Raw genomic sequence first — 20,980 nt, 5'->3', positions numbered from 1 at the left:
AACAAACTTGGCACACTATTGAGTTCTCAAACAACAGACACACCCGGCACCACCACAACAACACGCCATGTGGATCGCTCCGGAGCAACTTTTCAAACTTACCCGAACCCCGGCTCCGAATCAAATCCGTGTTTCAGGATTTTCATCGGTGGGAGGTTCGTCCCCACCTCTTCAGGGAGCGCTCGAAAGCCCTACCAGAATTGGTATTGATTTTGGGGGTTTTTGGCCGCCCGGGGCATCCAGCTCTTCGCTGTCTCCCTCGCGGCGACTTAGAAAACAATACACCCCCTTCGGCCGCTCCGCAAATCCCCCTTCAGAGGGGCCTGTTCCGTACCATTGTTGCGGCTGAAGCGGGCATGACCGCCCATACCGGCAGCACGCCGTCGGACTTTCCCTGCTGTGCTGCACCACACCCAGATGATGGATCCGGCGGGTACGGTCAACAAGCTTTAACGCAGAAAGGGCCGGCAACCGTGAGGTTGCCGGCCCTTTCTCAAGCAGCTGGTATCAGCGTGGCTGAATTACCAGGAGGACTTGGTGATGCCCGGAAGTTCGCCCCTGTGGGCCATGTCGCGCAGGCGGACACGGGAGATGCCGAACTTCTGGAAGGTACCGCGGGGGCGGCCGTCGATGATGTCGCGGTTGCGGACACGGATCGGCGACGCGTTGCGGGGCAGTTTCTGCAGGCCCAGGCGGGCTGCTTCGCGTGCTTCGTCGGTTGCGTTTTCGTCAACCAGGGTCTTCTTCAGCTCGAGGCGCTTCGCAGCGTAACGCTCAACGATGACCTTGCGCTGCTCGTTGCGAGCAATCTTGGACTTCTTAGCCATGTTTAGCGCTCCTCTCGGAATTCGACGTGCTGGCGGATCTTGGGGTCGTACTTCTTCAGGACCATACGGTCCGGATCGTTACGACGGTTCTTGCGGGTTACGTAGGTGTAACCCGTGCCCGCGGTCGACTTGAGCTTGATGATCGGACGTACGTCCTTGTCCTTAGCCACTAGAGCTTCACCCCACGAGCGAGAATGTCGGCGACGACAACGTCGATGCCGCGTACGTCGATGGTTTTGATGCCCTTTGCAGAAACCTGCAGCGTGACATTACGGCGCAGGGACGGAACCCAGTAGCGCTTCTTCTGAATGTTCGGATCGAACCGACGCTTGTTGCGGCGGTGCGAGTGCGAAATGCTGTGCCCAAAGCCCGGCTCGGCTCCGGTCACTTGGCAGTGTGCTGCCATGACTTCTCCTCAAGAATTGAAAGTAATGATCCGCATATCTGCTGCTGGACCATGCTGCTAAGGGCGACCCAAAATTGAAGAAGGGCAACGGTTAGTCACGCAACTTGAGCCCCTAACTACCGGCCGCCCTGGAGAAATTACCGGGCTGCCGGAGCAATTGCGCACGCTCCGCGCACCTAGCGCCTACCAAGTCTACGAGTTCGCGCAATTAAAGACCAATCAGGCCCTAAAGGGTGTATAAGGAGGCCCGGCCAACTAGAGCCTGGTGAGCTGGGGGTACCTCGGCTGCAGGTTGTCACCGGATGACTTTCCGGTGACCCGGCGGACAACCCATGGGGCGGCGAACTCCCGCACCCAGCGGGCATTTGCGCGGAGTGCCTCCACCCGGCTGAGCTCCGGCACAGGTGTCATGGGGGGAACCTCAAGGGAGTGGTCGTGCTCCAGGACGTCCAGCACGCGTTTGGCCATGTTGGCATGCCCCGCGGCGGACATGTGCATCCTGTCCTGGGCCCACATGCCCCAGTCGTAGTACTCGCTGAAGCGCCAGTAGTCCACCAGCAACGCTCCATGGTCTCCGGCGATGCCGCGCACCAGTTCGTTGTAAATGGCCGTGCGACCGCGGGTGGTGCTGAAGACCTTCGATCCCCTGGAGTCGAAGCCGGTGAACATGACCACAATGGCGCCGGTGGCGCGGAGTTTGGCGATGGCGCCGTCGTACTCCACCAGGAGCTCGTCAATATCGATCCTGGGACGGAGGATGTCGTTGGCGCCGGCGTAGATGCTTACCAGGGTGGGTTTGAGTTCGACGGCGGCGTCCACCTGTTCGGCAAGGATCTGGCGGAGTTTCCTTCCGCGGATGGCGAGGTTGGCGTAGCCGAAGCCGGGGTCGGCGGCGCCAAGCTGCTCCGCCACACGGTCAGCCCAGCCGCGGACTCCATTGGGGCGGGCGGGATCGTCGTCGCCTACCCCTTCGGTGAAAGAGTCGCCAAGGGCCACGAACCGGGAAGTGAATTCCATCTGGCCAGTTTGCCATCAGTTGCTGGGAGCAACCAACCGGTTTGGTGCCTAGCTTTCCCTGAGGATCCAGTGGTCGGAGTCCAGCCGGCCCACCACCTTTTCACCGATCCGTGCCAGGTCCAGCACGTCCTGCTCGGTCAGGGCGTCCAGGAACAGGTCCCGGACAGTTTCAACATGGCCGGGTGCCAGGCCCACGATGGTGGCCATGCCTACTTCGGTGAGGTGTGCCGTGGTAACGCGGGCATCGTGCGGATGCGGACGGCGTTCCACCCACCCCCGCTTCTGAAGCTTGGTCACCACATGCGAAAGCCGCGACAACGATGCGCTGCTTCGGGCAGCCAGCTCGCTCATAGGCAGGAACCGGCCCTCGGCCTCCGACAGCATGGCAAGGACCGTGTAGTCGAAGAGGGACAGCTTCCCCGCGGCATGAAGCTTGGTGTCGAGGGCCGCCGGCAGGAGCGTGTTGATGCTCACCAGGGCAAGCCAGGCACGGCGTTCGTCGGCGGAGAGCCAGCGGGGTTCGGTCATCTGCCCATTCTACGAGAAGGGGGCGGTTGATCCTTCAAGTAGCAGCAAAGCCCCCGTAGGCTGGGGGCATGTATGTTGTCTCATTGAGCTACCGGGTTCCCCAGGACATTGTGGACTTCCACAACGACGCGCACATCGCATGGCTGAAGAAGGCCTTCGACGACGGGGTGTTCATCGCTGCCGGGCGCAAGGTTCCCCGGACGGGCGGTATGTTGCTCTCGAGAACTGACCGCGCCACCCTCGACGCCGCCTTGGCGCAGGACCCGTTCTACTCGAATGGTGTTGCCGACTTCGAGGTGGTCGAGTTCCACGCTGCGAGGGTTGCCGCGGGTTTTGAGAACCTGCTGGACAGCTAGGCCCCCGCGCCGGCTCCGGGGGCCGTTGACGCTACCTTTTTCAGACCGCCTTTTCGCGGCACTTTTACCGGTTCCGGCCAGCGCGCGGTGAGCTGGTCACCTAGCGTGACCCCGCGGAGTTTCCGGCCGAACAGCGGCAGGACCCAGTCGTGGACCCAGCGGCGCTGGCTTTGTTCCCATTCCCGCAGGCTTAGCTTTTCCGGCGGTTCCCAGTCCTTGAGCCGGATCTTGTGCGGCACGCCCAGCTGGTCCAGTACTTGTCCTGCGAGGTACTTGTGTCCGGCCTTGGACATATGGAGGCGGTCCGAATCCCACATCCGGCGGTCGTGGAAAGCGTCCAGGCACCAGTAGTCCACCAGCACCGCGCCGTACTTGGCTGCAATTGCCCGGACCTGCTCGTTGTAGAAGTTGTTGCGCTTCTTTAATGGCTCCAACAGTGCCGAGACTTTCACATCGAAGCCGGTGAAGAGCACCAGCGTGGCACCCGTTTCCGCGAGCTGCGCCACGAGGTTTTCATATTCGGCCATGAGCGCGCCCATGTCCGTCTTCAGGTCCAGGATGTCGTTGCCGCCGGCGTAGAGGGTGACCAGGGCGGGCCGCATGCCCAGCGCCGGTTCCAGTTGCTCGCCGATGACGTGCCGGAGCCGTTTGCTCCTGATTGCCAGGTTTGCGTACCGCCATCCTGGCTGTGCCTGGGCGAGCTTTTCCGCTACCCGGTCGGCCCAGCCCCGCACGCCGTTGGGCAACCGCTCGTCCCGGTCCCCGACCCCCTCGGTGAAAGAATCCCCCAAAGCCACAAACACCCGCCGCCCGGACGCAGGAAGCAAAGGATCAGGCATCACCTGCTCAAAGTAATCACCCAAAGAAAAGCGAGTACGACGCCGGGATGAACAGTAAGTGCCAGAGCGTGTTGGTTTAACCGCAGAAGCTGAGCGAGCGTGCAAGAAAAACCAACGTTATCTGAAAGAGCGTTTGGGTTTGGACCGCAAGAGCTGAGCGAGCGTTTAGGTTTACGGGCAAAGGTGAGCGAACGTCAGGAGGTCGCAGGGAAGTTTTGAAGCGGCGGGAGGGACATCCGGCAGCGTGCGTCTAAGCGAGGAACGAGCGAGCACGCAGAGGGTGTGCCTCCCGCCGCGGCGCCGGCGCAGCCAGCACCCAGGCACCCAGCGATGAGAGAGGCTTACCCCTCGGCCTTACCCTGACGCCAGTACCCCATGAAAGCAACCTGCTTCCGGTCAATGCCGACGTCCCGGACAAGGTACCGCCGCATGTCCTTGATGACGGCTGCTTCGCCGGCAATCCAGGCGTAGAAGGGCATGGCGCCTGCGGGCATGCCGGGGTTTTTAGTGGCCTGGATTTCGGCCGTCTCCATCCGCTGGGGTGTTTCCCAGAGGATGTCGACGTCCACGTTGACGTCTTCGGGCTCAGGTCCGGCACCGCTGTCGGCTGCTTTGATTCCCACCCAGCCGGGCACCGGGACTGCCTTGCGGACGGCGTGCTGAAGCAGTTCGCCGTGCGGCCGGGACCGGCCAATCGCGGCGCCGCGCGCCAGCCAGGTGATTTCGATGTCGGCGGGCGAGGAGAGTTCAAGGAAGTCACCCGCTTCGGGGACTTCGAGGAAGGCGTGGCCGGTCATGTATTCGGGCAGGCTTTCCAGGATGGCGGAGATGGCGGGGATGGCTGTTTCATCGCCGGCGAGCAGGACGCGCTGCGCAAGGCCGGGCCGCCACTCGACACCGCCATAGGCTTCGGCAGTAGCGCATTGGGCGGCCCGGTTGTTGGGGCCGATGAGGGTAAGGGCATCTCCGGGCTTGGCGTTCAGGGCCCAGTTGGCGGCAGGTCCGCCGTTGCCGTGGCTGTCGAAGTGCATGACGAAGTCGACATCGATCTCGGGATACACGGTGTCCAGGCGGGCCTGGCGGACGGTGTAGGTGCGCATGGAGCCGCGCACCGCCGGGTCCATGGCAAGCCATTCGCGGTACCAGCCGGCATGGCTCATCTCGAAGACGGGCAAAGGCAGCGGCGTGCCGTCGGCGGCCAGGGACGGGATCATGAGTTTGATCCTGAGGTCGAGGGTATCGCCGTTGACGCCGAAGTCCCGCAGCGAGTATCCGCCGAAGGTAATCCTGCGGAAGTTGGGGCTGAGTTCCTGCACTGAGGAAACGGTGACCTCAAAAGCCAGGGTCATCGGCTCGGTGGAGGCGGCGGGCAGGTCGCGGGTCTTCATGAAACGAGCTCCAGTTCGTTGGCGGGGACGTGGTGCCGGCCGATGGGAATGATCAGGGGGGTTCCGGAGACGGGATCCGGAATGACGCGCGATTCCAGCCCGAAGACGCTGCGGACAAGGCCTTCCGTCACCACCTTTTGGGGCGCCCCTACTGCCACCACGGCGCCGCCCTTCATGGCAATCACGTTGTCCGCGTAGCGGGCAGCCAGGTTCAGGTCGTGCAGGACGATGGCCACGGTGGTTCCGCGCTGGCGGTTCAGGTCGGTCACCAGGTCCAGGACTTCCACCTGGTGGGCAAGGTCAAGGTAAGTGGTGGGCTCATCCAGCAGCAGGACGTCGGTTTCCTGGGCAAGTGCCATGGCGATCCAGACCCGCTGCCGCTGCCCGCCGGAGAGTTCGTCCACGTTCCTCTCGGCGAGGGCCATCGTCCCGGTGGCTTCCAGCGCGCGCTGCACGGCGAGATCATGTGGGGACAAGTCCCCCTCCCTCCAGCTGCGGAAGAAGCCCTGGTGGGGGTAGCGGCCGCGGCCCACAAGGTCGCGGACAACGATGCCGTCAGGGGCGGTGGGGTGCTGCGGGAGCAGGCCAAGGGTGCGCGCCAGTTCCCGTGCGGGGCGCTGGTGGATGTCCTTGCCGTCCAGGGTCACCGTGCCGGCCGCGGGCTTAAGGAGCCGGGACAGTCCGCGGAGGAGGGTGGATTTCCCGCAGGCATTGGCACCGACGATCATGGTCACTTTGCCCTCGGGAATCTCGGCGGTAAGCCCGTCCACCACGCAGCGCTGATCGTATTTCAGCGTCAGGTCCTCGGCCTTTAAAACTGCCATGTCAGGCATCCTTTCGGTTGGCCGTGACCAGGAGCCACAGCAGGAAGGGGGCACCGAGCGCGCCGGTGATCACGCCCACCGGGAGGACCGTACCGTCCAGCAGCAGGGGTGCAAGGCTGGCGGCCACATAGTCGGCTGCAAGGACAATAACGGCACCAACAAGGGCCGACGCCGGAAGACTGGCCTTGCCGGTGAAGCGGCGGGCGATGGGACCGGCGAGGAAAGCGACGAATGAGACCGGGCCGGCTGCCGCCGTCGCGACTGCTGCCAGCGACACCGCGGTGATCACCAGTGCCAGGCGGGTGGCACCTACCCTGATGCCCAGCCCGGCGGCAGCGTCGGGGCCGAGTTCGAGGATGCGCAGGGGGCCGGCGATGGCAATCACGGCGGGGATCAGGACCACGAGGGCGAGGGCAAGGACGCCTGCCCGGTCCCAGCTGGCGGAATTCAGGGACCCGTTGAGCCAGACAAGGGCATCGGCGGCGGTGCGGATGTCCGCCCGGGTCATCAGGAAGTTGACCACCGCGTGCAGCGCCGCCGCGATTCCTACGCCTGCCAGGATGAGCCGGTTGCCGGCGGCATCGCCGCGGCTGGTTCCGCGCATGGCCCCACTGGAGATGGCATAGATGATGGCGGCCACGCCCAGGGCGCCGAAAAGCGCAGCACCGGAGACGGCCGCGCCGGAGGCGCCAAAGACCACAATGGCCACAACGGCGGCAGCACTGGCGCCGTAGCTGATGCCGATGATTTCGGGACTGGCCAGCGGGTTGCGCAGCATGGTCTGGAACAGGGCGCCTGCCAGGCCGAACGCCAGTCCGATCATGGTGCCAATAACCGCCCGCGGCAGCTTGTTCTCCATCACGATGAAGCTGGCGCCTGGAATCTTCTCGCCGCCGGTCAGGTGCGCAAGGAGGATTTTGAAAAAGTCGGGGATGGTGACGGTGTAGCTGCCCAGCAGGACGGAAACGGCGAACAGGATCACGACGGCGGCGGCCAGAAGGGCGGTCCGGTTCACCCGGGCCATGCTGAGGCGTTGCCCTGTGAGTTTTGGTCCTTCAGGTCCCGCTTGGACAGCGATAGCTGACAGCGGAACCGGAGTTTCCGCAGCTTTCCTCTCGTGGGCAAGCGTCACAGTCCGGCCCCTTTGCCCCGGCGGATCAGCCAAACGAAGACGGGGGCACCGACGAGGGCGGTCATAATGCCGGCCGGAACTTCCCCGGGAAGGAGCACCACACGGCCTATGATGTCGGCGCCGAGGAGCAGGACCGGCGCGAGGACCAGCGAGAACGGCAAAATCCAGCGGTAGTCAGGCCCAGTGAGGAAACGGACAGCATGGGGAATGACCAGGCCAACAAAGCCAATGGGGCCGGCCAGGGACGTGGCCGAACCGCACAGCAGCACGATGCCGAGCGCGGTGATGCCGCGGACCAGTCCCACGCGCTGGCCGAGACCGCGGGCGATGTCATCCCCCAGTGCCAGGCCGTTGAGGATGCGTCCGGTCAACAAGACGATAAGGGCGCCGACGGCCAGGAATGGAAGACCGGACAGCACCACCGACCAGTCACGCCCGGCAATCCCGCCCACCTGCCAAAAGCGGAACCGGTCAAGAGTGTCCTGGCTGGAAACCAGGATGACATTCATCAGGGAGTACAGGCCCGCGTTGAGCGCGGCACCGGCCAGAGCGAGCTTCACGGGTGTAGCGCCGTCCCGGCCCAGTGAGGCGATGAGGTACACCACGACGGCGGCAACTGCTGCCCCCACAAAAGCGAACCAAACATAGCCGGAGAACGTGGCGATACCGAAGACATAGATGCCGGTTACCACGGCCAGCGCGGCGCCGGCGTTGACGCCCAGGATGCCGGGATCAGCCAACGGGTTGCGCGCCACACCCTGCATGGCTGCACCCGCCAGGCCGAGGGCACCGCCGGCGAGCAGTCCAAGGACAGTGCGCGGAATACGGGCGTGGACCACCGCGTGGTCACCGTTCGCGAGATCGAACTGCGTCAGGGCCTCCCAAACGACGTTGAGGGAAAGGCCCCGGGCGCCGATGGCCAGAGAGGCCCCGGCCAGGAGTGCAAGCACAACGACGGCGGCCAGCAGCCAGGCGGCCCGCCTCCCCCCGGAGGCGAGGCCACGGGAGGGACCGCCTGGTCCTTTCGCCGGCACTGTGGTGCCGGCGTTCCCTCCCCGGGAGGCCGCCGTCGTCGTACTGTGCGTCATCGAGCAGGTGCTACTTCACTGCGTCCGCTGCCGCGGCCAGCTGCGGCAGGAACTTGTCCAGTGACCACGGCAAACTCAGCGGAGAGGCGGCCGAGATGGACAGCGTCAGGGTGTTGTCCGAGTCGGCTACAAGGGCGCCGTTCTTGACGGCAGGGATCTGTCCCAGGAGGGGATCGGCCTTGATGGAATCAGTGGTGGCGGCATCCGGCACCCAGGAAACGAAGATGTCCGATTCGAGCTCGTTGGCCTTCTCGGCTGACCAGGGAATGAAGAATTCCTTTGAACCCTTGGAGTTCTCCTCCACCACCGGGGCCAGCTTCATGCCGATTCCGGAGAGGAAGCGGGGACGGTTGTCGTTCGCGGTGTACATGTTGAGGCCGTCAGCGGAGGCAGGCTCAAGGTTGCCGTAGATAAAGCTCTTGCCCTGGATCTGCGGGTACTTTGCGACCTTTTCCTTGATGGTGGCCTCGGTGTCCGAAATCAGCTTTGTGGCTTCGGCGTCCTTGCCCAGGGCCTTGCCGATAATGGACGTGGACTCCTGCCACGGGGTGCCGTAGGCCAGTTCCGGGTGGGCAACAACGGGAGCAATCTCGGTGAGCTTCTTGTAGTCCTCTTCGGTGAGGCCCGAGTATGCCGCGAGGATGACGTCCGGGGTGAGCTTGGCGATCTCGGTGAAGTTGATGCCGTCCGCCTCGGAGTACTGCACGGGGGCCTTACCGGAGCCGGAGCCGGCGCCGAGTTCTTCGAGGGCTGCGTCCTTCCAGGGCGTGGAGCCCTGGTCGTTGCCGCCCCACTCGACCTTGGGGACGCCCACCGGGACAACGCCGAGGGCAACGGCGACATCGTCGTTGACCCAGGAAACGGTAGCAACGCGGGTGGGCTGCTTTTCGATGGTGGTCTTGCCGTAAACGTGCTCGATGGTCACAGGGAACTGCGAGCTGGTGGAACCTGAAGCGCTGGCGTCCGTGTTGGAGGACGCGGGGCCCGTGGAGCAGGCGGAGAGGGTCAGCGCCGCAGCGGCCAGAACCGCCGTCGCCTTGCCGGCTGATTTGAACAGCGTGCGGCGCGTGGCACTGAGGCCTGGGGAGAGGAGGGAAGTCACGGAACTCCTTAAGTGCATGATGCGAATCTAAGTAAGGCTAACCTACCCTCACTCGTATTACGCAACGTTTCTGTGGCTTATTCCCCAGGGTGACCAAGGGCACATCCCGTTCCCGCGCTGCTGCCTTTGCGCCTACGGCGCGCCTTGGACAGGCGCCGCCGGCTTTGGCAGGATGTCACTGCTGGCAGGACGTTGACGTTCAGCAGCTGATGAGATGGGACACGAGGATAAGTGAGCATGCGCATGGCTGATACAGCCCCCGCTGCCATAGAAAGCGGGGCGGCCGCTCCGGCCTGCTCCGCGGGGAATGACTAGCCCCACTATTCCTCGCCCGCGTTCGGACCACCACTCATCTCTAACGAAAGCTAGCCATGCAATCAGTCACGCCCCAACAAATCAGATCATCTTTCGTCAATGCCAGCCGTTCCGAGGCCGCGAAGCTTAACCTCCCCAAGAACTGGGACTCCCTTGACTGGGACAGCCTGGACTTCCTGGGATGGCGGGACGAAAAGATGCCGCTGCGGGGTTACCTCGTCGTGCCCGGACCGAAGGGCCTTACCGGCGTTATGCTCCGGGCTCCGGAAGGCGGGGCCCGAAAAAACCGCTCGGTACTCTGCGAGCTGTGCCGCGACGTATTTTCCAAAGAGGACGTCCTTCTGTGGGTGGCACGGCGCGCAGGCCAGGCGGGCCGTAATGGCAACACCGTGGGCACGCTCATTTGCGCCGACTTTTTGTGCTGCGGCAACGTCCGCAAAGAACCGCCGGCCAACGAGATCAACCCGGACCCGGCCGCCGTCGTCCTCCGCCAAATCGAAGGCCTGTGGGACCGGACCGCACAGTTTATGGGCCGCGTGCAGGCCAAGTAGCCTGGGCTGGTTCAGCCCGTGGGCAGAAGGAAGCCCTCCCCCAGCCGGAGGGCTTCCTTAATTACGGTCAGCGGTAGGAGAAGCTCATAAGCACGGACTTTAATGCACGGCCCTCATCGCTCCAATACCAGTCCTGCGCTGCCTCATCCCCTTCAAACCGTGGTTCAGAAAACAGCACGTCCGCAGACAAAATACGGTCGCCGAGCCGAACGAGCCCGTATTGCACCTTCCCGTCGGGTGAAACGGGCAGCCCCGGGGTAAGCCCCATTCGATAATTGGCGGTTCCGTCGGTGCGGTCGATATAGAACGACGAATGAGGTGTAGGAACAGAAGCGCCGATCAGTCCCCGTACGGGATCCGTCTCAATGACGTTCCTGGAGACGTTGCCGGCCGTGGCGTCACCAACCTGGCCGTAGTAGATGTTGATCTGCTCGGCGCCGGCGGCGTCGTAGACGGTTGCCGTCTCCACGGCGGGGGACGTGGACACCTGCTCGTGCTTCACGCGCCAGCCTGCGGGGTAAGCGAACGAGAGCCGGTTGTCTGCGAACGTGAAGGTTTCCGGCCCCTGAGGTACGGGGGAGGAAGTGGCGGCGGGAGCAATGGATGGATCCGGGCTCGGCGTGGCCGTCGGGGCCGAGGGCTCTGTGGGCGCGCCCACGCTCTGCGTGGCCGCCTGGGTGGAGGGCCCGGTGGAACCGCTGCTGCCGGCCGGGGCGCCGGCAGCACAACCTGCGAGGGACAACACCCCTGCGGTCAGTGCGGTCAGGAGGAATATCGCGCGTTGTGTTGGACGCATGGGGGTGCCTTTCAAGAGGACGCCATCATTCTCTTGGGGAACAATGCGGACCCAGCAAGCCGCAGTACCTATGGGATCTACTCAGGCGGGGTGAGTTGGTATGCCCAGAGTGGCACAGCAGAAATAGCGCCCACTAGGGCCCGAAGAATAAATCCATCAATTTGTTATTTTCGGTCTCAGATCAGCGCAGGACGATATCCACCGGGTTAGCCTCCGACCGCCAGGCACCTTCGTCACCGGGCCGCGGCCGGATGACCGGAGCCGTCAGCACCCCTGACCGGTTGGTGCGTTTGTCCCGGAGTATCTCGGTGACCGAGCCGAGATGCCGGGACAGGTCAATGACGTTTTCGGGGGCAGCGAGCAGGAGCTGGAACCCAAATTCGTGCAGCGCCTTGATTCCGGCCCCCGCAAATTCCTCGGAAGCCAGCACAAAGGCCTCGTCCATCATCACCGTGCCGTAGGTGGTGAAGCCCTGCTCCGCGATGCCCAACTGGTAGCTCAATGCCGCGGCCATGATGAACGCGGTGAAGCGCTGCCGCTCGCCGCCGGACATGGATCCCGTGTCCGCGTGCATAAAGACCTCAGTCCTTTGGGCTCCAGCCTTTTTTCCTGAGGCTGACCCGGCAACTTCCCGGTGCTCCTTGCACTGGATGAACAGGTGCCCCCGCACGTCCAGCACTTCGGCACGCCACCGCCTGTCCTCCGGCGCCTGCGAGCCCAGCCGCTTGACCAGGGTTTCCAGGGACTTATAGCGGGCGGTGAGCTCGGCGTCATCGTCCCTCTCGCTGCCGGCCACTTCCGCCTTGGACGAGTCTGCACGGGCCGGCCGGGTGTGCCGGGCCTTCAAAGCGTTTTGGATGGCGTCCTTGAACTGCTTCGCGGTGGGGGGCAGGGTCTGTTTGATGTCCAGTTCCAGGAAGCTGCCCTCGTGGAAGTTCACCTGCGAGAGTATCCCGTTCAGCGGAAGGATACGGCTGCTGATGGAGCGGCGCTCCTCATCGAGCAGGTGCAGCAGAGTACTGAAGGACTCATGTGTGCGCTGGTTGAAGAACTGCCGGAATTCCGCCTCCTGGGCAGGAAGGCCGTCGCTGACGATGGCGTGGTACCGGGTCTCAAACTCACCGGCAGCCCCGATGGTAGTGCCGTGGTCGGCAGAGATGGCGCTCCCCCAGTCGCGCACGAAGCCCTCGAAGATCCTCGTCAGGCGCTCGGCCGTGGTCTGGCCCCGGGACTCCGCCGTGTGCAGTTCACCCAGCAGTGCAGTCCGTACCCGGTTGGCGAGGTTGTCCAGCTCATGCATCTCCGTCACTTCGCCGAAGTCGGCAAAGTACGGTTCCAGTGCAGTAATGGTCGCTTTCGACGGCGGCTCCTGGGCAAGGCGCCCGCGTGCGGCCTCCAGCAGGGAATCGGCAGCTGTGAGTTGCCGGTCCAAGGCCTTGTACTCGCTCTGCAGCACAGCAGCGGCCTCGGTGCTGTGCTGGTGCTTTAGCCGCGCCTCGTCAATGGTTGCGCGGAGGGGCTCCAGGTCTGCCTGCGCGGCCAGGGCATCCTTCAACCGTTGCTCGATTCGAGCCAGTTCCTCGGCCGCAACTGCCGCCGAGACCTGTTCCCAGGAACGCTCGTCTTCGGCGATGCGGCGGAGGGCGTCGAGCTGTCGGCTCATGCCCTGGTGCGAATCCTCACGGGCCTGTGCCAACTCCGCCGCTTCGGCCACCTCCTGCCGCAGGTCCGCCACCTGGCCGGCAACGAGTTCCAGTTTGGCGGCGTTATCGAAACCGAGGACGTAATCCTGCCGGCTGGTGAACCGGTCGTCCTTTTCCACAGTGTGCCGGTTGCGCTTTACCACGCCACCCAGGCTGAGGCCCCGGTCCAGCCGCGCCAGCTCATCCGGGTCCTCCACGCAGGGGTAGGCGAAGTCCAGTGCTATGCGCTTGCGGACCCACGCCCCGGCTTCGGAGGCGACGCCCGAGGCGAGGATGTCCAGCTTGGTGAGCAGGTCGCCGTCGTGCACGTCCTCCAACGCCAGCGCGCCGCCCGGGAGCGGCTTGGAAACGTCCACCGCCCGCAGCGCGCCGCGTATGTTGTGCTCGTTAAGGTACCGGGTCACCGCCGCGAAATGGTCGCCGGGTACCAGCAGGGTGGTGGCGAGGCTCCGGAGCGCGCGTTCGGCGGCAGGCCGCCACTTCTCCTCCCCCTCAGCGAGGTCCATCAGTTCGCCGGCGAAGGGCATCCGGTCCTCCGGAACGCCGGTGGAGGCGGCGATCGCTGCCCGGTTTTCAATGCTCGACGGCGGCAGCAGCGACTTGCGCGTCTTCAGCGACACGAGCTCCTGCTCAGCTGTGGCCAGCTCACGCTTCTTCGCTGCATGGGCGTCGAAGGCTTCAAAGCGGAGTTCCTGCAGGGCCTCGGAATCATTCTTGAGCTCGGCGGACCGGGCGGCGGCCTGTTCGTGCGCCTGCTCCCACCCTTTCGCTGTCCACTCAAGCTCGAGGCCGGCGTCGGTCAGCGCCCGGCGTGCCACCTCCTCCACCTGCTGGCGGAGCCTCAAACCTACCCGGGCGTTTTCCAGGGACTGCTCGATGGCGGAAATGGCGTTGCCACCCTGGTTGTTGTACTCGGTCTCGAGCTGGCGCAGCTCTTTGGCCAGCCCGTCCCGGACTGTGCGCTCGGCCCCAAGCTCCTTGGCTTTCGCCTGCGCGAGCTCCTTGAAGCGGGCCAGCATCTTCTGATGGACCGTGACCGCCAGCTGCTGCTTGTAGGATTCGAATTCCCCGCCTGCGAGGTCCCTCAGCCGGTTCGCGTCCAGGAGTGCCTGGGCATACTCCTTGTTCAGCCCGGGAACCGGGGCCAACTGGTCGCGCTGCTGCCGGACGTCCTCCAGCCGCTGCCGGATGGACATCAGGTTACTGAACTCCTCGACGACGTCGTCCGCTGCGGCGAGCGTGGCCGGGGCGTCCAGGACCTGGTCGCGGAAGAAGGTATTGACGCTGCCGCCAAGCCCCTTGCCCGCCTGGATGACGCGCAAGAGGGGAAGGGCCTGGTCCGAGCTGATGCCGAGCAGCCGGCGGAACCGTTCCGCGAAAGTCTTGTGGACGTCGAAGACCTGCGCCTCAGGAAAGATCGTCTCAAGGGCAGCCTTCGTGAACCGCTTGTCCGCGATGCCCTCGAGCGCTTCAAGGTCCAGCGGCTGGTGGTCCAGAAGGTAGAACCGGCCCACGCTCGACTCCGTGCCGTTCTTCGGCAGGTCGAAGAGCGCCGAAACGGTCACGCGGGTGCCCGCGGCGTTATCAAACGTCAGCGCGACGGCGGACCACGTGGCACCGGGGCGCTGGAAGGCACTGGCCGAACCCTCCCCCACCGCCTTGTCGCCCACTTTGCCGCGCATGTAGGTGAAGGTGGTCCGCTTGTCCTCAACGGCACCGCCCGCCCGCTGGGCAGCGGCTTCATTGGACCTCGGCCTGGCGTCGAAGACCCGCAGCATGGCGTCGAACAACGTCGACTTGCCGACGCCCGAGTTTCCGGTGAGCAGCGTGCCGTTGCGGTCCACGTGCATGGTGTGCGCCCCGTGGAAGGTGCCCCAGTTGACTACCTGCACCAGGGCCAGGCGCATTTGGCCGGGGTTGGTCAGCTCGCCCATCGGCAGCATGGTTGCGATGCTCACTCCGCTGCCTCCGCTTCAGTTTCAGTGGGGCCGGCCACTGGGTCCGGATCGAGCTCAATCAGGGCCTCGGTGCCCGCGGCATCCGTGGTGGCTGCCGCCAGTGCTTCTATTTGGGCCGGAATATCGCCGATGTTGTCGAAGGGGAGGGCAAGGGGCAGGGCGTTTGAAACGGTGTAGACGTCGTCCAGGCCGGTGGGCAGGAGGAGCTGGCGGGCCAGCAGTTTCGTGATGGCCCTGTTGACCACGTCCGAATCCCGCAGCGCGTCCTGCTGGCCGGCGGGCTGGTAGTGCGTCACCAGGTCGGCGATTTCCTCGCGGGTGACGGTGGGATCTGTCTGCGCCGTGACGTGGCGGTCGAGCAGCAAACGCATCCTCAAAAGCACGATGGTCTCCACCCGGCTGAGCGCACGCTGCTGCCGGAGGACACTGGAGCGGGTGCTGCCTCCGATCGCGTCCGCGTCCACCGGGCGCAGGACGGCGATTTTCCGGTCGTGGTCCAGTTGCATCGTGAGAAGCAGCTCGGACAGGCGGCTGCGCAGGATGATCTGGTTGTCCAGCAGGACGGTCCAGAGCTTCTCGTCCCGGCCCCCGTCCACGTACGGGCCTTTGAGCAGCTTCACCAGCGCCTGCCGCACTTTCATGGAGAGCACCCCGGTATCGCCGGGGAAGAGTGCAGCGCCGTCGATAAAGGTGTCGCGGGGGGTTACTCCGGTGAGTGACCGCTCCCCGCCCGATGCCGCCGTCGTGGTTGTCTCTTCAGTCATCATCAATCCTTTGGAAGCGTGACCAGCGGCAGGTAGGCCCTGCGCGTGGTGCCGTCTATCTGTTCGAAGTCCAGGGCCTCGAGTCCGTCCTTGTCGAAGCCTGCCCCGGCGTGCAGGGCGTGCGAGAGGAGCGCCCGGATGGTGTTGATGTGCTGTTCCTCGGGCGGCAGCTGCTGCCAGGCCTCGGAAAGGGTGGAGGCGCCGGCCATGGCGGACCTGATGACCTCCGGCTTTGCCTTTCCGGTCCTCGGCGAGCGCACGCGGTCGGAGTCGCTGAAGGCGATGGGGTCGGCAAGTTTGGGCGGCGCCGCGAACTCGTCCGGGTCGAAGAGTTTCACCATGGACAGCGACTCGAACCCCGCGTTGAAGAGAACGGGCCCGGGGACCAGCCCGGGGCGTTCCCGCTCGTACGGAAGGGATCGGATGGCCTGTTCGGCTTCCCGCAGGACCTTCCGGAGCCGGACGGACTGGCGGAAATCGTCGCTCTGGACGTAAGTGTTGAGGCTTTCGCTGAGCTTGCCGTAAATCCGCTGGATCTGGCTGTGCTGCTGGCGGAGTTCCGCCACCAGGTTCTTCAGGGTTTCCCGGTCCTCCGGTGACAGGTCGTCCGCGAACTGCCGGCTGAGGACTTCTCCGATCGCCGAGCGGAACCTCAGCTGCTGCTGCGGGTCCTCCAGGAACGCCGCGAAGGAACGGAAAGTCCTGCCTTCAGGGCTCTGGCGGAGCCGCTTGTCGGCCTCCAGCACCTGCGCCATCGTGGCGCCCTTGGTCAGCGACTCCTCGATGATCTGGTTGCGCAGCCCGCCCACCAGTTCCTCAATCCGGTCACGCATCTTCTTGTATTCGGCAGGCAGGCTGGCGGCGAGGTCCAGGATGTTTCCGGCAGCTTCCACCGCCTCGTCGTCATCCAGGAGGCCGTCGAACCCGCCGGAGCTGATGTCCTGGATCAGCTGCCGGCGCTCCTTGATCTCGTCCGCCAGGGACTCCAGGCGGGCGCTCTGGTCCGGGTTCGTTTCGTTGGCGAGCTTCTCGACGTCGCCCAGCAGCGTGCCAAGGCGCGATCCGTTGAGCGTGGACCTTTCGCTCGAGAGGCTGTCGAGGAAGGCGAGCACACGGGCCGCCGGCTCAGTGACCTCGTAAACGATCTGGCCCGACTGGTTCCGCCGCGTCAGGAACTGGCGCCGGGTCCACTCGTCGCCGAAGGCTTTCCCGTTGGCACCGCCTCCGAGCCCGGGCTCACGCCGGCGGAGCTCCTCAAGGAAGGAGTCGACGTCGGCGTGGAACTCCTCCAGCGGCAGCTGCGGCCGGGTGCGGGTGAAGGATGCCTGCAGAACCGCAATCACCCAGGGGGCGGAGCGGGTCAGGGCCCAGGCGGGCCCTTTTGTGAGAAGTTCGAGGTCCCGGAGCCGGGCACTGATGGCATCAGCCGATGACCTGGCGGAGCGGGGCACACACTCTCCTTGGACTGTTGGGGGGCGGGGCAGGGGCTCCAAACGGAAAACTGCCAACAACAAGGTTAACGCAGCCGGCCGCGACCGCTCCGTGACCTACTTCGGCGTAGTGTTTCGATCCCATATCAAGAACCCGTTAAGCCTGCCGCGGCTCTGGCTGGGCAAGCCTGCTGCCCCTACGCTCGTGCTACTGATTTCAACCAGAGCAACGTCGCAGCAGGGGGACTTATGCAGTTCGATTTAAGCTCAGTGGAAACCGCTACCTTGGTATTCGTGGGCACATTGCTGTTCGCGTTCATCCTGGCCGCCTTTGTTCTTACGGCAGGACTGGTGGCGCTGGTGCTTTTGGGAGCGGGAAAGCTTGGCTGGACCGTGGTTTCCAAGTCGCTCCTCGCCGTGGTCCACGGCATCAACGCTGCCTGGTACCGGCTGGTGGGGCGCGCTGCCGCGATGGACGCCGGCGGCGACTTTCAGGGGCAGCCTTCCCCTAGCACGGGATCCTACCCGCGGGTAATATTGGGAGACAGCTGAAGGGTTCTCCAACCCGGCGGACCTGGCTAAGAAAGCTATCCGGCCAAGGAGATACCCCATGAGCTCCGCCACTGACAGCCCCTCCAAAACCACCACCAGCCCGGCAACAGAAGCCCCGGCGGAGGAAACCCCGGTCCCGGCCGGCAAGATCGGTGCCGGCGTCACCGCGGACGAGGCCAGGGCGGTTGCCGAGGCCGCACGGGAAACCGGTTGGGATCGCCCGAGCTTCGCTAAAGGTCTCTACCTTGGCAGTTTCGACCTCAGCCTTGTCCACCCCTGGCCGTCCCCGGACCCTGCGGACGTGCAACGGGGCGAGGCCTTCATGGCTCGCCTGGTGGAATACGTGCGGACCATGGACGGGCGGATCATTGAGCGCGAGGCCAGGATTCCTGACGAATATCTTCGGGGGCTGGCAGACCTTGGGGTTTTCGGGATGAAGATTCCCGAGGAGTACGGCGGCCTGGGACTGTCGCTGGTGTACTACGGCAGGGCCTTGGCCCTCTTGGGCAGTGTCCACCCGAGCCTTGGCGCCCTCCTTTCCGCCCATCAGTCCATCGGCGTTCCCGAGCCGGTCAAGGTCTTTGGCACACCGGAGCAGAAGCGGGAGTACCTGCCGCGCTGCGCCGCCGGCGCGGTCACGGCGTTCCTCCTTACGGAACCGGATGTGGGAAGCGATCCTGCCCGCATGGGCAGCACGGCAACGCCGACAGACGATGGCGAGGCCTACCTTTTGGACGGCGTCAAGCTTTGGACAACGAACGGGGTGATCGCGGAACTGGTGGTGGTGATGGCCGTGGTGCCCGCCCGCACGGATCCGGACGGCACCAAGCACAAGGGCGGCATCAGCGCGTTCGTGGTGGAGATGGACTCACCCGGCATCACCGTGGAAAACCGCAATGCGTTTATGGGCCTGCGGGGCATCGAGAACGGCGTCACCCGGTTCCACCAGGTGCGCATCCCGGCTGCCAACAGGCTGGGGCGGGAGGGCCAGGGCCTGAAGATTGCCCTCACCACCTTGAATACGGGCCGGCTCTCCATTCCGGGCCTCTGCGTGGGCTCGGGCCGCTGGAGCCTCAAGATCGCACGGGAGTGGTCCAACGCCCGCACGCAGTGGGGCAGGCCTGTGGGTGAGCACGAGGCCGTGGGCAAGAAGATTGCTTTCATCGCCGCGTCGGCCTTCGCGCTGGACGCAGTCTTTGAGCTTTCTGCCGAGTTGGCCGACGCCGGCCAGAAGGACGTGCGGATTGAGGCTGCCCTTGCGAAGCTCTGGTCTACGGAGATCAGCTGCCGGATAGCGGACGAGCTGGTCCAGATTCGCGGCGGCCGTGGTTTTGAGACGGCTGAGTCCCTGGCGGCGCGCGGTGAGCGGGCGGTACCGGCCGAGCAGCAGCTGAGGGACCTGCGGATCAACAGGATTTTTGAGGGTTCCTCTGAGATCATGCGCCTGCTCATCGCCCGGGAAGCGGTGGATGCGCACCTGGCCGCCGCCGGCGACCTCGCATCTCTGGACGCGAGCCTGTCCGACAAGGCGAGGGCCGCCGTCGGCGCTTCCGGCTTTTATGCCCGGTGGCTGCCCAAGCTAGTGGCCGGCGCCGGTATGGATCCGCGCTCGTACAGCGAGTTCGGGCGGCTGGCCAAGCACCTGCGGTTCGTGGAGCGCTCGTCCCGGCGCCTGGCCCGGCAGACCTTCTACGGCATGGGCCGGTGGCAGGCGAAGCTGGAACGCAAGCAGGCTTTCCTGGGCAGGGTGGTGGACATCGGTGCGGAACTGTTCGCCATGACGGCGTGCTGCTCGCGCGCGGAGATGCTGCTTCACACCGCCCCGGAAAAGGCAGCCAGTGCCTACGAACTCGCAGAGGCGTACTGCGAGCAGGCCCGTGTGCGCGTGGATGAGTACTTCGACCAGCTGTGGCGGAACACGGACGACGGCGACCACCGGCTGGCGCGGAAGGTCCTGGCCGGCGATTACACGTGGCTGGAGGTGGGCGTGGTGGACCAGTCGGAAGGCACTGGGCCCTGGATTGCGGACGCCTCGCCCGGGCCCTCGCAAAGGGAAAACCTGCACCGCAACTACCGCTGACGCCACTGGTCACAAAATAGTAAGCATCCTTGCTATCTTTGTCTCCCGATGGTTGAGTTGAGCCATGAGCAGCTCAACCGACCCAGAGAACCTGCCCCCACGACGCGCCCGCGAGGACGGCGACGAGCGGGTACCGGACTCCGGGTCAACTGCCGCCTACGCAGAGCGGGACTACGTCCCCGCGGCTTCGGCACCTCCTGTTGATCCCGGCCTTACGGACCGGCACACCGCCGTCGCCAGGGAAAAGGAACGGTTCGGCGGCATCAAGGTGGGGTCGGCATTCTTCGGCTGGCTCACGGCCACCGGCATGGCGGTGCTCCTGACGGCCCTCGTGGCAGCGGCGGGAACGGCCGTTGGCCTTGCCACCAACACGGACGTGAATGAGGCAGTAAACCAGGCAGCCTCGAACACCGGCACCGTTGGCCTGGTGGGCATCATCGTCCTGCTGGTGATCCTGTTCCTGTCCTATTACTGCGGCGGCTATGTGGCAGGGCGCATGGCGCGCTTCAACGGCGCCAAGCAGGGCCTCATGGTGTGGATTTGGGCGCTGATCGTGGCTGTCCTCGTCTCCATCCTGGGCCTCGTGGCGGGACAGCAGTTCAACGTGCTGGCCAACCTCAACAGCTTCCCGCGGATACCTGTCAATGAGGGCCAGTTGACCACCACCAGCATCATTGCCGCTGTCGTGGTGGCCCTTGTGGCACTGGCAGGAGCGATGCTGGGCGGCCTGGCAGGCATGCGGTTCCACCGCAAGGTGGACAAGGCCGGCTTCACCCCGGACGAGGACTACGACAACGCGTAGTCAGGCCAGGATCTTGCCGTCCACGTAAAACCAGCGGCCGTTTTCGCGGGCAAACCGGCTGACTTCATGATGCGTGCCGCGTTCGGCACCGTGCCGGAACCAGGCCTTGAACTCCACCGTCCCCTGCACGTCGAGCGGGCCGCCGCGGCTGGTGGAGACGATATCCAGGCTGCGCCATTGCAGGTCCGGATCAAAGTCCAGGTTGGCAGGAGCCTCCGCCGGGTGCCAGGTCCGCAGCAGGTAGGCCCTGTCATGAAGCGCGAAGGCACTGTACCGGGAGCGCATCAGCTGCTCCGCCGTGGCTGCTTCCGCCTCCCCGCTATGGAACCGGCCGCAGCACGCGCCGTACGGCTCGCCGGACAGGCACATGCAGCTTTCCAGTCTCCGGTCTTCAGCCATGACCCGATGGTGTCATATCAGGTAACAGGTTTAAAACAACCCGGACGCGCCCCTCCGCCCGGCGGCACAGTGCAGTAAAAATCCGTATGGTGGAGAAGGAGCTGTTGCCTTGGCAGAGGGGCG

At 64.8% G+C, this 20,980-nt stretch carries 21 protein-coding genes; 5 read left to right on the top strand and 16 right to left on the bottom strand.

The annotated features are described in order from the left end of the window. Positions 1-521: 521 nt before the first annotated feature. From rpsN to AC5RT4_RS14130, 5 genes are all read right to left on the bottom strand, one after another. Entirely contained in the window at positions 522-827 is a 306-nt protein-coding gene (gene rpsN / locus AC5RT4_RS14150; protein WP_494042294.1) for a 30S ribosomal protein S14, read from the bottom strand. Between the two features lie 2 nt (positions 828-829). After that, positions 830-997: a 50S ribosomal protein L33 gene (gene rpmG / locus AC5RT4_RS14145; RefSeq protein ID WP_013602737.1), complete on the bottom strand. Its 168-nt coding sequence runs from the start codon at positions 995-997 to the stop codon at positions 830-832. Further along, entirely contained in the window at positions 997-1,233 is a 237-nt protein-coding gene (gene rpmB / locus AC5RT4_RS14140) for a 50S ribosomal protein L28 (protein WP_003798559.1), read from the bottom strand. Before rpmB ends, rpmG begins: the two co-directional genes overlap by 1 nt. Before the next feature lie 255 nt (positions 1,234-1,488). After that, a complete protein-coding gene (locus tag AC5RT4_RS14135) occupies positions 1,489-2,250 on the bottom strand; it encodes an SGNH/GDSL hydrolase family protein (protein WP_494106147.1) in 762 nt (253 codons plus the stop codon). Between the two features lie 48 nt (positions 2,251-2,298). After that, on the bottom strand, positions 2,299-2,778 hold the full coding sequence (locus AC5RT4_RS14130; RefSeq protein ID WP_494106146.1) for a MarR family winged helix-turn-helix transcriptional regulator: 480 nt from the start codon (positions 2,776-2,778) through the stop codon (positions 2,299-2,301). Between the two features lie 68 nt (positions 2,779-2,846). Between AC5RT4_RS14130 and AC5RT4_RS14125 the strand changes: the two genes are divergently transcribed. Beyond that, positions 2,847-3,134 (top strand): YciI family protein, encoded by a 288-nt coding sequence (locus AC5RT4_RS14125; protein ID WP_494042297.1) that lies wholly within the window; start codon positions 2,847-2,849, stop codon positions 3,132-3,134. Here the strand turns inward: AC5RT4_RS14125 and AC5RT4_RS14120 are convergent. The 6 genes from AC5RT4_RS14120 to AC5RT4_RS14095 all read right to left on the bottom strand — a co-directional run bounded on the left by AC5RT4_RS14120 (position 3,131) and on the right by AC5RT4_RS14095 (position 9,525). Beyond that, the gene (locus AC5RT4_RS14120; protein WP_494106145.1) at positions 3,131-3,973 is read right to left on the bottom strand and encodes an SGNH/GDSL hydrolase family protein; all 843 of its coding nucleotides are present in this window, start codon (positions 3,971-3,973) and stop codon (positions 3,131-3,133) included. The two genes, AC5RT4_RS14125 and AC5RT4_RS14120, sit on opposite strands and share 4 nt — an antisense overlap. Positions 3,974-4,314: 341 nt before the next feature. Beyond that, complete coding sequence (locus AC5RT4_RS14115) at positions 4,315-5,361, bottom strand: siderophore-interacting protein (protein ID WP_494106144.1); 1,047 nt, start codon at positions 5,359-5,361, stop codon at positions 4,315-4,317. Then, entirely contained in the window at positions 5,358-6,185 is an 828-nt protein-coding gene (locus tag AC5RT4_RS14110) for an ABC transporter ATP-binding protein (protein ID WP_494042300.1), read from the bottom strand. Before AC5RT4_RS14110 ends, AC5RT4_RS14115 begins: the two co-directional genes overlap by 4 nt. A gap of 1 nt (position 6,186) precedes the next feature. Continuing rightward, complete coding sequence (locus tag AC5RT4_RS14105; protein ID WP_494106151.1) at positions 6,187-7,209, bottom strand: FecCD family ABC transporter permease; 1,023 nt, start codon at positions 7,207-7,209, stop codon at positions 6,187-6,189. Between the two features lie 104 nt (positions 7,210-7,313). Further along, a complete protein-coding gene (locus AC5RT4_RS14100; RefSeq protein WP_494106143.1) occupies positions 7,314-8,405 on the bottom strand; it encodes a FecCD family ABC transporter permease in 1,092 nt (363 codons plus the stop codon). A 10-nt stretch (positions 8,406-8,415) separates the two neighbouring features. After that, entirely contained in the window at positions 8,416-9,525 is a 1,110-nt protein-coding gene (locus AC5RT4_RS14095; RefSeq protein ID WP_494106142.1) for an ABC transporter substrate-binding protein, read from the bottom strand. A 353-nt stretch (positions 9,526-9,878) separates the two neighbouring features. Between AC5RT4_RS14095 and AC5RT4_RS14090 the strand changes: the two genes are divergently transcribed. After that, entirely contained in the window at positions 9,879-10,373 is a 495-nt protein-coding gene (locus AC5RT4_RS14090) for an FBP domain-containing protein (protein WP_494042303.1), read from the top strand. Positions 10,374-10,440: 67 nt separating this feature from the next. Here the strand turns inward: AC5RT4_RS14090 and AC5RT4_RS14085 are convergent, their stop codons facing one another. The 4 genes from AC5RT4_RS14085 to AC5RT4_RS14070 form a co-directional block, all read right to left on the bottom strand. After that, a complete protein-coding gene (locus tag AC5RT4_RS14085; RefSeq protein WP_494106141.1) occupies positions 10,441-11,169 on the bottom strand; it encodes a hypothetical protein in 729 nt (242 codons plus the stop codon). Positions 11,170-11,350: 181 nt separating this feature from the next. Beyond that, a complete protein-coding gene (locus tag AC5RT4_RS14080; protein WP_494106140.1) occupies positions 11,351-14,830 on the bottom strand; it encodes an ATP-binding protein in 3,480 nt (1,159 codons plus the stop codon). Then, positions 14,827-15,594: a DUF4194 domain-containing protein gene (locus AC5RT4_RS14075; protein WP_494106139.1), complete on the bottom strand. Its 768-nt coding sequence runs from the start codon at positions 15,592-15,594 to the stop codon at positions 14,827-14,829. The genes AC5RT4_RS14080 and AC5RT4_RS14075 overlap by 4 nt, the downstream gene beginning before the upstream one ends. 2 nt (positions 15,595-15,596) lie before the next feature. Continuing rightward, positions 15,597-17,045: a DUF3375 family protein gene (locus AC5RT4_RS14070; protein WP_494106138.1), complete on the bottom strand. Its 1,449-nt coding sequence runs from the start codon at positions 17,043-17,045 to the stop codon at positions 15,597-15,599. Between the two features lie 273 nt (positions 17,046-17,318). On the opposite strand from AC5RT4_RS14070, the gene AC5RT4_RS14065 reads away from it, so the two are divergent. The 3 genes from AC5RT4_RS14065 to AC5RT4_RS14055 all read left to right on the top strand — a co-directional run bounded on the left by AC5RT4_RS14065 (position 17,319) and on the right by AC5RT4_RS14055 (position 20,458). Next, complete coding sequence (locus AC5RT4_RS14065; RefSeq protein WP_494042308.1) at positions 17,319-17,576, top strand: hypothetical protein; 258 nt, start codon at positions 17,319-17,321, stop codon at positions 17,574-17,576. Positions 17,577-17,634: 58 nt separating this feature from the next. After that, positions 17,635-19,656, top strand: coding sequence for an acyl-CoA dehydrogenase family protein (locus AC5RT4_RS14060; protein ID WP_494106137.1), 2,022 nt, complete (start codon positions 17,635-17,637; stop codon positions 19,654-19,656). A 64-nt stretch (positions 19,657-19,720) separates the two neighbouring features. Next, entirely contained in the window at positions 19,721-20,458 is a 738-nt protein-coding gene (locus AC5RT4_RS14055; RefSeq protein WP_494106136.1) for a hypothetical protein, read from the top strand. On the opposite strand, the gene AC5RT4_RS14050 is transcribed toward AC5RT4_RS14055, so the two are convergent. Further along, the gene (locus tag AC5RT4_RS14050; RefSeq protein ID WP_494106135.1) at positions 20,459-20,857 is read right to left on the bottom strand and encodes a YchJ family protein; all 399 of its coding nucleotides are present in this window, start codon (positions 20,855-20,857) and stop codon (positions 20,459-20,461) included. It abuts the gene before it with no gap. Positions 20,858-20,980: the final 123 nt, after the last annotated feature.

It is taken from the genome of Arthrobacter sp. sptzw42 (assembly GCF_059089685.1).
Note: the sequence above shows the minus strand (reverse complement) of the source record. Positions and strands in the feature narration are given on the sequence as shown.

Excerpts from the sequence above, each read along its gene's own strand:
- AC5RT4_RS14075 (WP_494106139.1), bottom strand. The coding sequence starts at position 15,594 with ATGACTGAAGAGACAACCACGACGGCGGCATCGGGCGGGGAGCGGTCA.
- AC5RT4_RS14095 (WP_494106142.1), bottom strand. The coding sequence starts at position 9,525 with ATGCACTTAAGGAGTTCCGTGACTTCCCTCCTCTCCCCAGGCCTCAGT.
- rpmB (WP_003798559.1), bottom strand. The coding sequence starts at position 1,233 with ATGGCAGCACACTGCCAAGTGACCGGAGCCGAGCCGGGCTTTGGGCAC.
- AC5RT4_RS14105 (WP_494106151.1), bottom strand. The coding sequence starts at position 7,209 with ATGGCCCGGGTGAACCGGACCGCCCTTCTGGCCGCCGCCGTCGTGATC.
- AC5RT4_RS14050 (WP_494106135.1), bottom strand. The coding sequence starts at position 20,857 with ATGGCTGAAGACCGGAGACTGGAAAGCTGCATGTGCCTGTCCGGCGAG.
- AC5RT4_RS14055 (WP_494106136.1), top strand. The coding sequence starts at position 19,721 with ATGAGCAGCTCAACCGACCCAGAGAACCTGCCCCCACGACGCGCCCGC.
- AC5RT4_RS14110 (WP_494042300.1), bottom strand. The coding sequence starts at position 6,185 with ATGGCAGTTTTAAAGGCCGAGGACCTGACGCTGAAATACGATCAGCGC.
- AC5RT4_RS14100 (WP_494106143.1), bottom strand. The coding sequence starts at position 8,405 with ATGACGCACAGTACGACGACGGCGGCCTCCCGGGGAGGGAACGCCGGC.
- AC5RT4_RS14125 (WP_494042297.1), top strand. The coding sequence starts at position 2,847 with ATGTATGTTGTCTCATTGAGCTACCGGGTTCCCCAGGACATTGTGGAC.
- AC5RT4_RS14115 (WP_494106144.1), bottom strand. The coding sequence starts at position 5,361 with ATGAAGACCCGCGACCTGCCCGCCGCCTCCACCGAGCCGATGACCCTG.
- AC5RT4_RS14130 (WP_494106146.1), bottom strand. The coding sequence starts at position 2,778 with ATGACCGAACCCCGCTGGCTCTCCGCCGACGAACGCCGTGCCTGGCTT.
- AC5RT4_RS14090 (WP_494042303.1), top strand. The coding sequence starts at position 9,879 with ATGCAATCAGTCACGCCCCAACAAATCAGATCATCTTTCGTCAATGCC.
- AC5RT4_RS14120 (WP_494106145.1), bottom strand. The coding sequence starts at position 3,973 with ATGCCTGATCCTTTGCTTCCTGCGTCCGGGCGGCGGGTGTTTGTGGCT.
- AC5RT4_RS14085 (WP_494106141.1), bottom strand. The coding sequence starts at position 11,169 with ATGCGTCCAACACAACGCGCGATATTCCTCCTGACCGCACTGACCGCA.
- AC5RT4_RS14060 (WP_494106137.1), top strand. The coding sequence starts at position 17,635 with ATGAGCTCCGCCACTGACAGCCCCTCCAAAACCACCACCAGCCCGGCA.
- rpsN (WP_494042294.1), bottom strand. The coding sequence starts at position 827 with ATGGCTAAGAAGTCCAAGATTGCTCGCAACGAGCAGCGCAAGGTCATC.
- AC5RT4_RS14135 (WP_494106147.1), bottom strand. The coding sequence starts at position 2,250 with ATGGAATTCACTTCCCGGTTCGTGGCCCTTGGCGACTCTTTCACCGAA.